Source organism: Dorea hominis, from assembly GCF_014287705.1.
In the GTDB taxonomy this organism is placed as follows: Bacteria; Bacillota; Clostridia; order Lachnospirales; family Lachnospiraceae; genus Dorea_D; species Dorea_D hominis.
This window is the reverse complement of the sequence record NZ_JACOOY010000017.1, coordinates 59,153-75,034: the sequence shown is the minus strand read 5'-3', so window position 1 is coordinate 75,034 and position 15,882 is coordinate 59,153. Positions and strand designations below refer to the sequence as shown.

The following is a 15,882-nucleotide window of genomic DNA, read 5'->3' as shown; positions in this document are numbered from 1 at the left end:
TGACTTACTTTCCCACCATTTATTAAACATATTTTGATATTTTCTTATATCTTCACTTAAATTACTATTTATCGAGTGAGATAAATAGTAATTTAAGTGAAGATATAAGAAAATATCAAAATATGTTTAATAAATGGTGGGAAAGTAAGTCAAAAAAGTATCAGTGGGAAGGAAGAGAAAAAGGAAACTGGGTTGTAGACTTTAGTACAGGAGAAATATATTTTGATATTTTCTTATATCTTCACTTAAATTACTATTTATCTCACTCGATAAATTTTCTAATAGTAGTAAATTATTTAATGCAATCAATTTTTCATGTATATCAGATATTTCTTTATTTTCTTCTTCTGTAATTTTTCCCACTTTTAGCATTTTTCTTCTCCTCACATTACTGTATAATAACCAAGATTTGTTCCAGCTCCATCCATTTTTAAATATGGATCCTTAAATCCGTCATTATCTAGTTGGTTATAGCATTCTATTTTTCTTCCTATCTTTTTCTGTAATTTATAAGAAATTTTATTTTCTATCATTGCCTTTTTACACTGAAAACTCGGAGACACACTAACTTCATAAGTATATTTTTTATTAATCCAAAAACAATTTTCACATTGATATGCAGAACAATTTTTGCATATTGGTGCATACTCTTTCGTATAAAGATGCCTGTTAGGAATTTTTATTTCTGTATTTAAATCTCCAACACTTCCCTTCTCTGAATTTTCAAAATATTCCGCCGGACAAATATATATTTTCCCATTGGGTGCATATGTTAATAAATCAGTACCTGCCACACAATTTTCATGCTTTTTTAAGAAGAAAATATCCGTAAGAATATTAATTTCTTTTAAAACACCTTCTTTAACTAAATAATTATTAATCATATTTGCTATTTCTTCTAATTCTTTTTCATATGTAAAAAAATCAAACATCGGAGATATATTTTGAATATTAATATTTATTCGATTAACTTTACCCATTAAAAAAATTATTTTTTTTGCCATTCCTTTTATTTCTTCAGCACTTATATTAAATATAATATTATCTTGTTTGTCTGCCTCCATAAAAGAATTATCACATACCAAAATTGAATCATTTTCCAGATTTGCGTCATCTATCCTATTTGCTGCATAAATATGTGTAATTGTATACTGCTCATATTTTTTAGATTCATTATAATTATCAAATTTTCTTCCATGAACAAATACAGGTGTAATAAAATTTTCTCTACAATATTCTAGCCCTTTCATTATTTGTTCTTCACTCATATACATCTCTTCCACAGTTTTCCCACAATTATAAGAACAAATAGAAGGAACGTCATTAGCCAACAAAAAATACATTTGTCGTTTTCGTTCAAGTTTTCTTTCCCGGTCAATTCCCTTTTTATTTAAAAGTAAAGAAAAATAGTAATCATTTGCCCTTACCCGTGCTTTATGCATTTTACATATATATTTTGTTCGAACAAAATTTGTATTTGTTTCCGCTTCATCATAATTAAATCCTTGGCAAAATGTACACCCTGTTGCAATATCACAATTTAAACACTCTTCATCACTTTGATACTTATACATTAACGTTCCAAATGGACGTACTTTTTCAAAATCGACTCCATTATCTATATCGCCTATAACATATCCTTTTTTATTATTAAGCGAATAATCATAATATCTCATACAAGGATATAAGTTACCGTCTGGATCTACTGCTAACATCTTTCCTGCTCCACAGCTTGTATTAATTAAATCATCTTCACTATAACAACTTCCTATATAATCATCAAACAATGTACAACTATATTTATCATACAGATCATTCTCAATAATATAATCTGCTAACTCTTTTAACTGGTTTTCAAAAATTTTATCATCTTCTGGTTTCCATACATTCTCAAACACAACATTGGCCGCAATATCTTTTATTCCCATTTCCCATAATTCAATAATGCTTTCCTTTAAATAACATAAATCCTCACTTGCAAATGTTACTTTTGTAGCTCCTTCAAATTGTTCTAACCATAACGGAATATTTTTCTTAATTACATCATAAGATCCAGACCCGTCAGGAAATACTCTCTGCAAATCATGTTTCTTTTTTGTTCCATCAATTGTAATTCCTAACGATAATTTTCCATAATTCTTTTTTATAAACCGTTGAACTTCTACATCCGAATAGTTAACTCCATTTGTACAAATGTTAATTCTATAATTCCAAAACCAGTCATGGTTCATTTTATAAGTTTTTAACTTAAAGTAATCACAAATTTGATCTATTAGCCTAGTTTCTAATAATGGTTCTCCTCCAATAAAATCTAAAATGACTGCTTCCTGCTTGTGTATTGGAGAATTTAAAACATAATCTATAAATTTCCTTGCCACTTCGAACGACATTCTTTTATTTGATGACTTATGTGTAATATAACAATATTTACATCTTAAATTGCAATCTGCTGTAACAATAAAAGTAAGTGACTGTGCTGTATTCCCTTTCCACGATTCTACCTGTTTTCCAATTGTGTAATTTTTACTCATCTTTTCCTTTGTACATAATCAAATATGTACACAACCTCCCTTCGTAAAATATCTAAAATTTAACCTTTTTTAATTTTCAGATTTAATTACTTTTTGAGACAATGCCGGTATACCTTTCCCAATACTTCTTTCTGATAAATAAATTGCCTTTTTTAATTATTGTGTAATCTTCTCTCTTTTCATTTTGTAATCCCTTTCTCTAAAGTATTTAACATATTATTTGTTTACGTTCCGCCTATGTATAATTGACATGCCTTGTTTCAGCAATACAATTATTGCAATATCTAAATATTTTATTCTTATACACCTTCCCCCAATTATAAACAAATTACCAAAACCCATCGATTTATATTTCGTTATTATGATTTATTAATACAATTTCTCATTTTTTAATTCTAATCACTAGTCCCACTCTATTTTCTTATTTATATTTTCAAAGTTTTTGGTTAATTCTAACAATATAATACATTTTTCCGTTAATTTATATCCAAACCATATAATTATTTTAATGAAATGTCAATAGTATTATTGATTAATATTTTTATAATTGCATTTTTTTTTATTATTATATCTATATCATTGTAATAATGTATTTTTTATTATATACTTTAACTAGAAAGGAGGTACTGTTTTATGGAATTGACCAAAAGTGAATCTAATATTTTAGAAATATTATTAGATGCAGATAAACCATTATCAAAATCAGAAATTTTAAACCATGCCTTAGAAAACAAACCTTGGAAAGATGGTTCTATTCATATTTTATTGAACAGTTTATTAAAAAAGGGGGCTATCTATGAAGCAGGTTTCATACGTACTGGAAAAGGATTTGGACGTACTTTTGCGCCTACAGAGAAAGGACGGTTCTACTTTTCAAATCTATTAATGAACATTACAAAAAATGCTGAACCATATAAAGTATTTTCACAACTGATACAAGAAGGCTCTTTCTCAGATTCTGAACTAACTGAATTAGAAAATTTAATTAAATCGAGGAAATAACCTATGAAAGCTCTTAATATCAGTATTTTTTCGCTGCTTAGTAGCTTTATTTTATTTAATTTTGCTGCTCTCATTATAATTTTAAACCGAAATAAAACAGCTTTTATTATAAGATATGGTATAAATTTACTTTTGCTTTCATCTTTACTCGCTTTTATACGACTCATATTACCAATTGATCTGTATAACGCAAAAATAATCGATATTCATCAAATATATAGACCATTAAAATATTTTTTTGTTTTAAAAATTGGAAATGAACTTTACATATATCAATTTTTATTATTATTATGGGGAATAGGAACTGTCTTATTTTTATTTTATTATCTATCTACTTCTATACTTGAAATTTATAAATTAAATCACTTAAATTGTACACCATGTCCTACACTAGAAACTTTATGTTCTAATTATATGCAACCAAAGGTGATTATTAAAATTTCTCCGGAAGTAGATGTCCCTAAAGTATGGGGATTTTATAAATGCCATATATATTTTCCAAATTATATGCTTTCCCCTGATGAGTGGAAATTTATCTTAGATCATGAAGTACAACATATAAAATTACATGATACTTTCATTAAAATGCTTTTATTATTTTTAACTGCGCTATTTTGGTGGAATCCAATTATGTATATATTGCGGAAAAATATTGATCAAATGTTAGAATTGCGATGCGACTCAAAATTAGCTCAAAATTATTCTTTAGAGATGCAAAATAAGTATTTAGAAACAATATTAAAAGTACTAAGAGAACGAAATACTTCTCTTACAATTTCAAAAAAATATTTAACTGCTTCATTTGTAAATCATTCAGCATATTCCTTGACTCGTCAACGCTTTGAAATGATCTTGAATACAAAAAAATTAAATAAAAACAGAACTTTCCTATGTTACTGTATTACCGTTTTACTATTTGCGAGTTCCTATTTTATCATATTACAACCTGATGAAAAAATGACTACTGAACCGGGGCCTACTTTAATTTTACATACCTCCCCCAATGAATATAAATTATATATTAATGGAACATTCTCACAAAACTTAACACCCAATGAAATTCATTCTAAAAAATATTCAAAATACGAAATCATAGAAGGGAGCAATTAATTATGAATTTCAAAAAATTTATTTTTACACTTTTTACCTATTTAATAGGGGCAGTATTTCTATTACAGACTTATACAACACCTGTTTTTGCCGAATCATCTTTGCAAGATCATTATCAAAAATTATCTTCTACTTCAAGAGCAGAACGAGTTGAATGGCGTTATCGTACATATAAGGGGAAAAAGCAAAAACGACTTTGGTCTATTACTTATGAAAAATGGTTAACCGATTGGTTACCGGCTTAATACATAGTCATTTTACATTGTATCAATAAAAAGTAGGATTAATCCACATTTTCTTTAAGGTTAATCCTACTTTTGTTTTACTAATGAATATTTCTCCTTTAATGATATTTTATTTTCTACTTTTCAAACACATTAACAATCATATAACTTTTTACCAACTCCTCCCATACCCCATAATAGCTCCATAATCTACTTCATAATTTCTCTGCCGTACCTGATCACTGGAATTTCCTTCAATCGTGTAAACTCTTCCACCTTCACATTTTTCTACAATTCCTACATGGTCTGATGTTCCATCGTGATCCCAGTCGAAGAAAATAATCATTCCGGCTGATGGGGTTGTTCCACCGCTCTGCCATTTGTTCTTTCCCTGAAACCAGGTAACACCGGAACTGCACAATGAGAACTTCGGAACTTTTCCACTTTCGATTAAGCCACTTTGATCGGCACACCATGACACGAAACAGGCACACCATTCTACATGACTGTCGAATCCATACCAACTCCAGAATTTCTGACCACCGCTGTTTCCAATCTGCCCCATTGCCACCGAAACAATCTGCTGATTTCCAAACAAATCAGCAAACAGGCTGCCACCAGAATAATACCTCATCACATGTGGAACGTATTCAGGATCACCGTAACTGCTCCATCCATGTGAAGCTGCCTGCTCCTGCGAAAATTGTAAAGCATTAGCTTCTGTGTATCCGCCTCTTTGCAACGCCCATCCTATGTATCCGTTTCCGTAGTTATATCCCTGCCATGCAAGTTTTAACTTGTCCATATCCTGTGGACTACTACATCCTGCCTGACTGATACAGTCTGCAAAGGTCTGTACTCCAACCTCTATCGAATAATCCGGATCAGTAATAGAACCAGGAGTGTGTGGGAATCTTGTATTATATGGACTTTCCGAACACTGCATCAGGTCTGTTCCCCTGCCTCCAGATTCCTGCATCATGATGGCCTGTATCGCAGACACATATTCCGGAATGCCGTATTGGGATGCATACTGCTGTATCACAGAAGTATACGCAAGCACTTCTTCACTTAGGGATTCAGAGCTTTCCGAACTACTGCTGAAAGCTGCTCCTGCAATGATTCCCACAATCAGAATAAATACCAGAAGAAATGCACCGCCTCCGGCAGCAATCCATTTTCCCATTTTTTCAAGAGCTACTCCCCCTTTTTGAATCGCTGCTGTAATTCCCTGTACGGATAACTTTGAACCCTTTCCAGTTACCTGAAAGACTGCTTTTCCACTTTCTGTCGATGCCTGTGCTGATTTTCTTGCCATCTGGACTGCTCTTGCTTTCTGCATCGCCTGAAGACTTTTTTCCATCTGCTGTTTCTGCATGGATGCCTGTGTCTTTATTTTCTCCTGAGACAGACCGGATACTTTTACCACTCTCGGTGCTGCTTTCACCTGCCGTTTACCATTCTCCTTGGCAAGGGCGGCCTGCTCCGGTTTCAGCTTGATTAATTTCTTTCCGCTTTCTGCCCCCTGCTCCATTGCTTCTTCGGCAACTTTCACTTCTTCCTGTCTGTTCTTTCTTTCCTTTATCTTCCTGTAGGTCACTCCGGCAAGTTTTTTTCCACCTTGATATGTGGTTTTCCCTATAGTTTTTCCTGCCACACTCGCCACCCTGTATTGTACGGATTCTATTTTTTCAGTTCCATACTGTGTTGGGGAGTCTGACTGCCCACTGCTTTTTTCATGTAGTTCCCTTGGCTTTTCTTTTGCTTCCAGTACCGTCTGGCGAACCAGCTCTTTCGGAAGCCGGGCAGCCGGATTTCGAATCTTCGGATTCTTATCCCTTACCCGTTCCTTGATATCTCTCATCCGGTCACCCTCTTTCCGTATCTCTTATCTCATCGGGCAACATCCCGATGTTTCTTTTTTTCCTGCTGTTTCTGCAACTGCTCCACCTGTCTGATTGCCTCATTTACCAGTGGATGTTCGTTGTAATATGGCACAAGTTCCAAATCACCCCTATCTTTAGATGATAACGGCAATCGATATTCCATATCCGAATAAATAGAGTCCGGATCATGGATAGAAAATTCAATTGCCGGACACATATTGCCAGATGTTCTACAATACTTCCTGTACTTTTTATATGCCTCTTCCAGTGAGTTACATTTTGTATATTCGCCCATCTCATGGAATTCGCCGCATTCTGCAGCGTAAAAGGTAATGGTAATCTCTTCTTTTTTCATTACGATTCTCCCGGTTTTGTTGTCATTAGTTTATAGAGTTCTGTATTCTTTGGGAACGTGTTCTCAAACGGAACGATATTCCCGGAACATCGGATCAGGCCACTGCCGACTGCCACGTTTGTGATATAAGACAGTTGGTTCTCCGAGATGTTCAAAAGGGCTGCCAGTTCTTCCCTGTCTGTACTTGCCTGATTCAAAAGAATCAAAAACTCACTGTTTGCCAACATCAGTCTTGCAGTGTCCGATTTCAGAAGTTCCTCAACATTTTGGGTTAAACCTGTCACGAATCCATTGTATTTTCTGATTCTCTTGTACAGTCGGTAGAAGAAATTTGCACTGTATTCATAGCGGAATAACAGATAGAACTCATCGGCAAATATCCATGTCGTTTTTCCTTCTTTCCAGTTCTGAATTACCCTGTTGAAAATACTGTCTAAGGTAACCAGCATTCCAAGAGGCATAAGCTGTTCCCCCAGTTCCCGGATATCATAATCCATGATCCGGTTCTTCTTATTCACATTGGTCGGCTGTGCAAAGGTGTTCAGACTTCCATTGATAAAGAGTTCCGAGGAAAGTGCGAGCCCTCTTGCCTCTTCTTCCGGCTGCAACATCAACTGCCGGTACATATCTTTCAATGTCGGAACTTCCCCGGTATAACCACTCCGGATATAATCCCAGTACACATCTGCAGCACAGCGGTCCAGGATGGACTTTTCTTTTGCCGACAGATTTCCTGCCCCGACTAACTGTTCAAATACGGACAGGATGAACTCCGACTTTTCAATCAGTGGGTTCTTTTCATTTCCATAGGCTGCGTCCATATCCATTGCATTCAGATGATTATCGGATGTTGCAGATACTTTTACGACCTGGCCCCCCAGAGCCTCTACCAGTTTTGTAAATTCGGACTCCGGGTCGAGGATCAGGATATCATCATCCGTAGCCAGTGCCAGATGCACAATCTCTTCTTTTGCCGAAAAGCTCTTTCCTGATCCACTGACGCCCAACCGGAAACTGTTTCCATTCATCAGTTTCTTCCGGTCAGCTACCAGAAGGTTCTTGCTCACTGCATTCTGCCCATAATAGATACCGCCCGGCTGCAGGATTTCCTGTGTATGGAACGGGATTAAAACAGCCGTTGATTCCGTTGTCAGTGTACGCAGGGCATTGATCTTTCGCAGTCCGTAAGGAAGCACTGTATTAAGTCCGTCCACTTGCTGCCACTTTAATGTTGCCATCTGACACAGATGCTTTCTTGCGATTGACAGAATCAGTTCCGTATTGGAATCCAGTTGCTTTTTGCTGTCTGCCAGATGTACCATTGTCAAAATCCCGAACATCATACGCTGGTCTCTGGTTGTCAGATCATCGAGCATTTCCTTGGTTTCTTTTCTCTGAAGTTCCATATCGTATGGTACGATTGCCGAGAAGTTATTATTAGCGTTCTGCCTTCTCTGCCAGTTGGTCACGTTGGTTTCCACACCAAGCAGTCGGTTCTGGATTTCCCTTACTGCTTCATCCGTAGGGACTGGCAGGATATCAATCGACAACATCAGATTCCGGCTGAAGTCACACAGTTCTGAAATCATGTCATCTTTAACATAACTTGCATAATCCTGCATATACAGGACTCTTCCGTACCTGTCACCGATTTTAAAATGGTCACGTTCAAATTCCATAGAATCCGGACACATCCAGTCCTTGAAACTTGTTCCCTTCTTGGCAAATTGTTTCAGATCAAACGGAAATGCCTGTGGGACATCTCCCTTGAAGAAGTCCCTGAAAATCTGGAGCCGGCTCTCTGCGTCCAGTCCTTCTGCTGTGGACGATAACTTTGCCAGATGTGTTACGATGTCTGTTCCGATACGTGCAAAATAGGTTCTTGCATCGTCAATAGATCTTTTATGTACACTGACAGTCAGATACCGTTCCTGATAGATGCTGTTGTTTGTTCCTGTAATCTTAGACAGGAGCATTTCGTTGTATTCTTCCCGATAGTGGTCCAGTCCATCTTCCTTCATTGGAAGCAGGATTGATTTTTCAAATTCTTCTTTATTGATTCTCCGGTTATTGATGGTAATTTTGGCAGAAATGCCGGAATCCAGTGAATTTAAGAGTTCGGAATAATCCAGAAACATTTCTGTCTTATTGTCCTTACTCGCAATATAATAGTTGATATCTGTAAAACGATATGTTTTTGAGAATTTCGTTCCCTGTTGAAAAATTCCATCCGGCCAGATCCGCTGGATGGGAATTGCCTGTTGGACGGATTTCGGAACTTTGAAGCGTTCCTTATCCATCCGAAGTGCCTGACTTAAGGTTTTAATCAAAGGCATCACTCCTTCCCTTGCGTTTCTTTCTCTGTTTTGCTTCTGCTTTTTGCTCCCGCTCTTTTATGATTTCCGCTCCATCCTTTTGGTTCTTTTCTCCCAGCGAGATGGTCTCCTGCATGCAGGAGTAGTAGATATCTTCCGACTGAAACACCAGTTTCTTCGGATACAGCAATTCGGATTTGATCACTGCCCATAAAAACTGTTCGGCTGTCATACCATGATATTTGAAGAAGCCACAGGTAGCAAATGGAGCAGCACCAAGCACACACAGCCATCCGGTTATTTCCTGTCCGGTAATTTCACGCATTCCAAAGTAAATTCCGATTGCTGTAAGAATCGCAAGAACAGAACACACACATTGTCTCAGGTCCAGTCCCATAAACATGGATTCCTGATAGTCCCGGATTTCTTTATTCATCTTGACTTCCATAACTTATCGCTCCTTTCCTCTGCTTTGTTTCTTCGTTTTCTGTGGTTTTTCTTTCGGTACTTCTATCCCGGCAAATCTACAGTGTTCTGCAACGCCTTCTGGATCAAATTCCGCAAGTCTTACTAGATCAAACGCTACCTTCTGATAGGTTGCATATCCTGATCTTCCTGTTTCATTCAACACTTTTCCAAGTTTATGTTCCTTGATAAAATGAAGCATATCCTTGGTAAAATCTCCTGTTATAAAAGCCTCATTTGGCTCTAAGAACTGATAGGGCAGATTAATGGTTACATCTCCAAAATCTTCCCATTCTCTCCCTTCCTTATGGCAGAGTCCTACATATAAATTCCCATTGTTCCGATAAGAGCTCACTCGTATCGCTACTGTCTCACGTCCGAATTCCCAGTTATATCTTAATGTTTTCTTTGTATCCATATTTTTAACCTCCAAGTCCCATCATTTCTCTGACAATACGGTCAGATGCCTTAATTGCTCCAACCAGCACCAGTAAATTAAATACCAGTTCTCCTACATAGTTCCACACGATTGTAACTGCACTCAACTCCGTATCTCCGACAGCCGGAGGGCTTGCTGCATAAGCAGAAAAGATAATACATGCCAGTGCAATAATTGCCCCTTCCAGACATACGCCTACATAAGAACGGATAAAGTTCTTTCCAATGGACTGCGTGGGTTCTCCTGCAAATGAGGAAATCGGAATCGGGGCGATTGCCGTATACATATAGATTTTGAACATTCTGCCATACACTGTCAGGATCATTACAAATGACAATACAGTGATCAGCAGACTGCCAAGCAGTGTAACAATCCACAACGGAATGGATTCCAGCATTCCCACGCTCTCAATCTTATCTACAATCTCCGTTGGCAGTTCCGTCATGCTTCCTGCCATACTGGAGCCGCTCATTACGGTTGTCACGATTCCCTGCACAATGGAAAACAATGCCTGCATAAGTTCCATTCCGTATGTGATTGCTCCCTGAGCAAGAGCAAACCGGATAAATGCTTTTAGCACATGTTCCGGCTTTTTCAGATCTGTAAAACTGCCACACGTTTTTATGATTCCGGCTGCAAAAAATAACACCAGTAATCCATAGGCAATGGCTGTCAGTGTATCATTGATATTGGTCATAATCCGCCAGATGCCGCCACCCTTAAAAGTTGCCGGATTTTCAGTCAGCAGAGTCCACAGTTCTGCCATCTTTTCACTCCATGTGGATAGTGCTGAGTTTAGATTCTGTACAATCCAGTTATCACTCAAAAGCTCTCACCTCCCTGAACATACTTTTAAATGCAGGAGTACCTTCCGGCACTCCTGCTGTCTCCTGATATACTTTTTCAAAGAGGCTTACGCCATGATCAGATCCAGGATTTCTTTAGCGAACGTAATAATTACCCCTCCGGCCAGTGTCAGAAATCCATTGGCTCTCTGGCTTGGATCATGGCTTTTTAAAGACAGGCCAACCTGCACAACGCCAAACCCAAGTAAAATCAAACCGATTGCACGAATCAGGGAAAAAATAAAAGTAGACAGGTTATTGATAACGGACAACGGATCTCCGGCTGCGAATGCGGTCGTTGCTCCGACCGTTACGGTCAGTACCAGTGCCATATAAAGACTCATCCACTTTTTCTGTTTTCTCCCCATCGGCATCGGGGTTGTCATTTTTTCAGTTGTATTCTTTTTTGTTCTATTCTTTTCTCCTGTGAGAAATTTCTTCAATACACATCACTCCAATCCATCAAAAAACTGCTATTCACCAAGAATGTCCTCGGTAGACAGCAGTTCGTAGTCATCTAATCTGTTAATGTCAATCTTTAGGTCGTCGTGAGCCAGTGGTGTTTTCGCATAATCATAAGGCGATGCACCACCGTCCTCTGTGTATCTGAAATTCACATGCTTTTTTAAATCATATTTATCGTCCATGATCGGACGCTCCCCACGAATAAACAAAATCGCTTTGCGGTTATCTAAAAGCCGTATTTCATCCGGTGTTAAAAGTTCCCTTCCAGTCTGCTGATAATTCACCGAATAGCTGCCGCTACGCCCTTTTGTCTGTCCGTAGGTATTGGTATCCAATGTCTCTTTTCCCAATAATTCCGAGACATACTTATGTCCTTCTTTTTCATTTCCACCCAGATATAAAAATTCATCACAGTTACCGATAAGGCTCTCATACGAGTCTTTAAACAAGGCTTTCATCTGTGCGATGTTCTGGATGATGATACTGCAGGAAATCCCTCTGGAACGCATGGTTGCCAGAATCTTGTCAAAATCATCCGGCAAGGCTACGTTTGGCCATTCATCCATAATACAGTGTACCGGAATTGGAAGCCTTCCTCCGTACTTCCGGTCTGCTACATAATACAGTGTCTGAAACAGATTACTGTAAATCATGCCGACCAGATAATTCATACTGGTGTCTGCATCCGGAATACAGCAAAACAGTGCTACTTTTTTCTCCCCGATACTGTATAAATCCAGTTCGTCCGTACAGGTCAGATTGGCGATCTGTTTCAGGTTAAAAGCTGCCAGACGGACACCAACCGATATCAAAATAGACTTTGCGGTCTTTCCGGCCGCCTGCTTATAAATGGCATACTGCTTGACCGCAATACTCTCTGGATCCCGCATTTCCAGTCTTTCAAACAAAATGTCCAATGGTGACTGGTAATCCTCATCATCTTCTTTGACCTGTGCGCTTCCAAGCATTTCCATAATCATCGGGAAGTTCTGTTCTTCCGGTGGAGCTTCATGCAGTAAATACAGCATAAGTGCCTGTAAAAGTGCAGTCTCTGACTTTTCCCAGAACGGATCCGAGCTTTGTGCACCTTTCGGTGTCGTGTTGCGGATCAGGTTATTGATCAGCTTCAGTACATCCTTATCATCCCGGACATACGCAAACGGGTTATAACACCAGGAAGTCTCCGGATTGATCAAATCAAAAACCCGGACTTCATATCCATTCCGTTCCAGAACACCTCCTGTTTTACGCAGAAGTTCCGCTTTCGGATCTGTGATCACCATCGAGCAGTTGCACTGCATGATGTTCGGAATCGCATAGGTCCGACTCTTTCCTGCCCCGGAACCTCCGACTACCAGCACATTTAAATTTCGTTTATGCTTATATCCATCCAGTCCCATGCGGAAATGCTGTGTCAGAAGCAGATTCTGCGTGTACTGCTTTTCGCAGTAACGTCTGCAGATTTCGGACACGTTGCCCCATTTTGCGGAACCATGTTCCACGCCTCTTCTATAATTTCTTTTTTGGGATTCATAAATACCAATGCCTAAGAAATAGGCTGCTGTGAATATCAGAATACATTTGAACGTATACGGTGTATACGTGATAAAAAACGGCTGTTCGAGTTTTTCGCTCAGCGTTTCTAAGATTTGAATAAAATTCTTATCCGGTGTAATGGCACAAGCGGTAATCGCTGCCGCCCACCAGACAAATGGCAGAAAGACAAGATACAGAACCCAGTCCTGCTTTTTTGTACTTATCTCTGCAAGTCAGATTCTCTTTTCTTGCGTGGCTTTTCTTCTGGATGTCCCTGTCCTTCTTTCTTATGAAAGAAATCCACCCCCGGTATCAGTGAGAGACTTCTGCCGTTGTCCCACTTAACACCGAGCTGGCCTGCATCATCCACATACTGCACAGTTCCTTCCAGTCCCTGCGGCATACCCGCTTCTCCGTCCATCGAATTCAGACAGATTCTTGTTCCTGCCGGATACTGTTCTCTAAGTCTTGCCACTTTTTCTCTTGAATAAATGACCAATCAACCACTCCTTTCTCTACCAGAACATGTGTCTGGTGGTATTCGGTTTTGCAACCTGAATAATGATTTTATCTATTCCATCACTATATCTTCCGGCTGCAAGATATTTACTTCTAAGCCTGTTCAGTGCCTTACGGATCTGCCTTTGTTCCCCGGCTGTAATCTGCAGCCGTTTCTGGGCGAGGTCGTATTCACTTACTTTTTTCAGAAGAGCTTTCGTTTCTTCCAAACATTCATCCTGCTCACTCTGTGCCTGCAGCTCATCATTCAGTGCCACCACGAACATATTTTTCATAATGTTATCCATCTTCAAATAGTATTTTGTCATCTGGCTGACCTCCTTTTTTTGTTACACCAACCATATCACAAGACCTCCGTAATAGCTACTCCAACCGTCCAACTTTTTCACTTTTATCGTTCCGGCTGGCTCTTTGCTTTTTTCTCTTTTCCGGATGCTTTTTCAGATGGTTTTTCATCCTTGGTTTCCGGTATTTTTACAGGGTCTCCGATTGCGAACTCATCGGTTATATACTCCTGTTCCTTTGCACCAAAATTGCGTTCGATATGGTTTCGTATACTGTAGGAAGCCTGACGGACATCATTTAAAAAGTCTCTCAGTTCCTGCGGATCTTTCTTTCCGCATTCATTCCTCTGTGCAATATACTCCAGATTGAATCCGGTAACATCCACACCATAACGTTTCGCAATCACATAGGCTGCACAATAAGCCTGTGCACTGACTTTCTGTCGGCTGTAGGTTCCGGTATGCTGGTCCAGTGCTGCACACGCCAGTTCTCTGTTCAGTGCATGGAATGTCGTTACTTCACTCATTCCGTTGCGGATATAAATGGTACGGTATCTCGGATTGTACTGGGCCTGCACTTTGTCTGGCAGATTATCCTCAATCTGCACACGTACCGACTGGTCTTTTAAGACAGTTCCTACCAGTTCTGTCAAGCTTCGCTGAGGGCGTTCTTCCAATGGCTTCCCTGACATCTGACTGATGTCAAATCCTTTTCCGATCGTATACCCTCTCCGCATTTCACCGTCTTTTTCGTATTCAGTGGAAATCATATAAGTAATGCCATGCTCCCCTGCTTTTACTGAACGGTGTTCTTCTCTCCAGCGTTCATAAGACCTTACTACCTTAAAATCTGGATGCTGTCCGTAAATCAAAAGCAGATTCGGAGTTCTCTGTGTATTACACTCTGCCATAAAATCCAGAAAGCCTTTCAGTTTTTCTCCATCCTGAAAAACTCCCTGTGCCTGTGAATCTACTTCAGCCCATACCTCTTCTCTTTCCTGCTGCTTCTTGGCTGCATATTCTTCCTTGGTCAATTTCTGTTCAGGAATCTGCTGTTCTTCCGTTCCACCTGAAATCATATCTGTTAAATCCATATACATTACCTGCCTTTCGTTTTCATATTCTTACGTTTCTTCCTGCTCTCTCTGGCATTTTTCCGTCTGTCCGGCCTCTTACGTTTCTCTTCCTGTTCCTTACGGATATCTCCGAGTTCTTTCCGCACAGATGGTTTTTCATTCTTTTCTTCCCAGCTAGTTTCCCGACCGGAAGAAATATTTTTGTTGCGCGAGAAAGGTTCGGACGGATTCTTTGCTTTCCCCTCCTGCGCATGTGTAAAATTTCCTTCCGGGAAAGCCTCATCCCCAATCTGAAACATTTCTTCCGCATCATCCAGTTCAAATTCTATCTTGCCTTCCGGCAGGACAACGGTCTCTGTCCGTACATTCTCCCTGGATGCTTGTTCCATCTGGTTCTCTGCCTGTTCCGGTGCAGTCTCTTTTTCCACTGCTTCTGTAACCATAGAGCCTGATTCTGCTTTTACAAAATCCAGATTCATCCGGTCTAATACCCGGTTCATCTTTGCTGCATCATCTGCAAATACCATAACCTCTGTCTGATCCGGATTCACCTTATCTTTGATGACTACATATAAGATACCTCTCGCCTTGGCCTCTTTTGCAAATTCTTTTAAGCGGTCACCCGGAACGGTAAAAAATTTCATCGGGCGCTGTTCCTTTAACATTCTGGTAAGCCTTGTTTTCCCTCTTGTCTTTTTCTGATCTTTCAGGGCGGCCGCAATAAAGATTGCCACATGCTTTGCCACATTTCCGGTAATCTTCAAAGAGTATTCCATTCCTTCCAGACTGTACCGCACCACCTGATCAGCCGGTTCTGCTCCGTAATTCAT

General features: G+C 38.9%; 17 protein-coding genes. 3 read left to right on the top strand and 14 right to left on the bottom strand.

Going from position 1 to position 15,882, the window contains the following annotated elements; translation table 11 throughout:
• Positions 1-201: 201 nt before the first annotated feature.
• Positions 202-372: a hypothetical protein gene (locus tag H8S07_RS12210; RefSeq protein WP_186856103.1), complete on the bottom strand. Its 171-nt coding sequence runs from the start codon at positions 370-372 to the stop codon at positions 202-204.
• 11 nt (positions 373-383) lie between these two features.
• A complete protein-coding gene (locus H8S07_RS12205; RefSeq protein WP_118661296.1) occupies positions 384-2,531 on the bottom strand; it encodes a radical SAM peptide maturase, CXXX-repeat target family in 2,148 nt (715 codons plus the stop codon).
• A 633-nt stretch (positions 2,532-3,164) separates the two neighbouring features.
• Here H8S07_RS12205 and H8S07_RS12200 point away from each other — a divergent pair.
• From H8S07_RS12200 to H8S07_RS12190, 3 genes are read left to right on the top strand one after another with little or no spacing between them, the layout of a single operon-like run.
• Entirely contained in the window at positions 3,165-3,533 is a 369-nt protein-coding gene (locus H8S07_RS12200) for a BlaI/MecI/CopY family transcriptional regulator (protein WP_118661295.1), read from the top strand.
• 3 nt (positions 3,534-3,536) lie between these two features.
• Positions 3,537-4,643, top strand: a complete 1,107-nt coding sequence (locus H8S07_RS12195) for a M56 family metallopeptidase (RefSeq protein WP_186856102.1) — start codon at positions 3,537-3,539, stop codon at positions 4,641-4,643.
• Between the two features lie 2 nt (positions 4,644-4,645).
• Entirely contained in the window at positions 4,646-4,888 is a 243-nt protein-coding gene (locus tag H8S07_RS12190; protein WP_118661293.1) for a hypothetical protein, read from the top strand.
• A gap of 151 nt (positions 4,889-5,039) precedes the next feature.
• Here the strand turns inward: H8S07_RS12190 and H8S07_RS12185 are convergent, their stop codons facing one another.
• From H8S07_RS12185 to H8S07_RS12130, 12 genes are all read right to left on the bottom strand, one after another.
• On the bottom strand, positions 5,040-6,731 hold the full coding sequence (locus H8S07_RS12185) for a lysozyme family protein (RefSeq protein WP_186856101.1): 1,692 nt from the start codon (positions 6,729-6,731) through the stop codon (positions 5,040-5,042).
• A gap of 29 nt (positions 6,732-6,760) precedes the next feature.
• Entirely contained in the window at positions 6,761-7,108 is a 348-nt protein-coding gene (locus H8S07_RS12180; protein ID WP_117606600.1) for a hypothetical protein, read from the bottom strand.
• Positions 7,108-9,438 (bottom strand): VirB4-like conjugal transfer ATPase, CD1110 family, encoded by a 2,331-nt coding sequence (locus tag H8S07_RS12175; protein ID WP_330598579.1) that lies wholly within the window; start codon positions 9,436-9,438, stop codon positions 7,108-7,110. The genes H8S07_RS12180 and H8S07_RS12175 overlap by 1 nt, the downstream gene beginning before the upstream one ends.
• Positions 9,431-9,871, bottom strand: coding sequence for a PrgI family protein (locus H8S07_RS12170; RefSeq protein ID WP_117606602.1), 441 nt, complete (start codon positions 9,869-9,871; stop codon positions 9,431-9,433). Before H8S07_RS12170 ends, H8S07_RS12175 begins: the two co-directional genes overlap by 8 nt.
• Positions 9,872-9,874: 3 nt before the next feature.
• Positions 9,875-10,306, bottom strand: a complete 432-nt coding sequence (locus H8S07_RS12165; RefSeq protein WP_117606603.1) for a DUF4313 domain-containing protein — start codon at positions 10,304-10,306, stop codon at positions 9,875-9,877.
• 4 nt (positions 10,307-10,310) lie between these two features.
• Positions 10,311-11,153 carry a hypothetical protein gene (locus tag H8S07_RS12160; RefSeq protein ID WP_181975175.1) on the bottom strand — a complete coding sequence of 281 codons (843 nt, stop codon included), beginning with the start codon at positions 11,151-11,153 and terminating at the stop codon, positions 10,311-10,313.
• Positions 11,154-11,240: 87 nt separating this feature from the next.
• On the bottom strand, positions 11,241-11,558 hold the full coding sequence (locus H8S07_RS12155) for a hypothetical protein (RefSeq protein WP_006426976.1): 318 nt from the start codon (positions 11,556-11,558) through the stop codon (positions 11,241-11,243).
• An 87-nt stretch (positions 11,559-11,645) separates the two neighbouring features.
• Complete coding sequence (locus H8S07_RS12150; protein WP_179973444.1) at positions 11,646-13,370, bottom strand: VirD4-like conjugal transfer protein, CD1115 family; 1,725 nt, start codon at positions 13,368-13,370, stop codon at positions 11,646-11,648.
• A 23-nt stretch (positions 13,371-13,393) separates the two neighbouring features.
• Entirely contained in the window at positions 13,394-13,672 is a 279-nt protein-coding gene (locus H8S07_RS12145) for a DUF4314 domain-containing protein (RefSeq protein WP_186856099.1), read from the bottom strand.
• Between the two features lie 16 nt (positions 13,673-13,688).
• A complete protein-coding gene (locus H8S07_RS12140) occupies positions 13,689-14,000 on the bottom strand; it encodes a hypothetical protein (protein WP_004614509.1) in 312 nt (103 codons plus the stop codon).
• Positions 14,001-14,083: 83 nt separating this feature from the next.
• Entirely contained in the window at positions 14,084-15,070 is a 987-nt protein-coding gene (locus H8S07_RS12135; protein WP_182420175.1) for an ArdC family protein, read from the bottom strand.
• A 5-nt stretch (positions 15,071-15,075) separates the two neighbouring features.
• On the bottom strand, positions 15,076-15,882 hold the full coding sequence (locus H8S07_RS12130; RefSeq protein ID WP_186856098.1) for a PcfB family protein: 807 nt from the start codon (positions 15,880-15,882) through the stop codon (positions 15,076-15,078).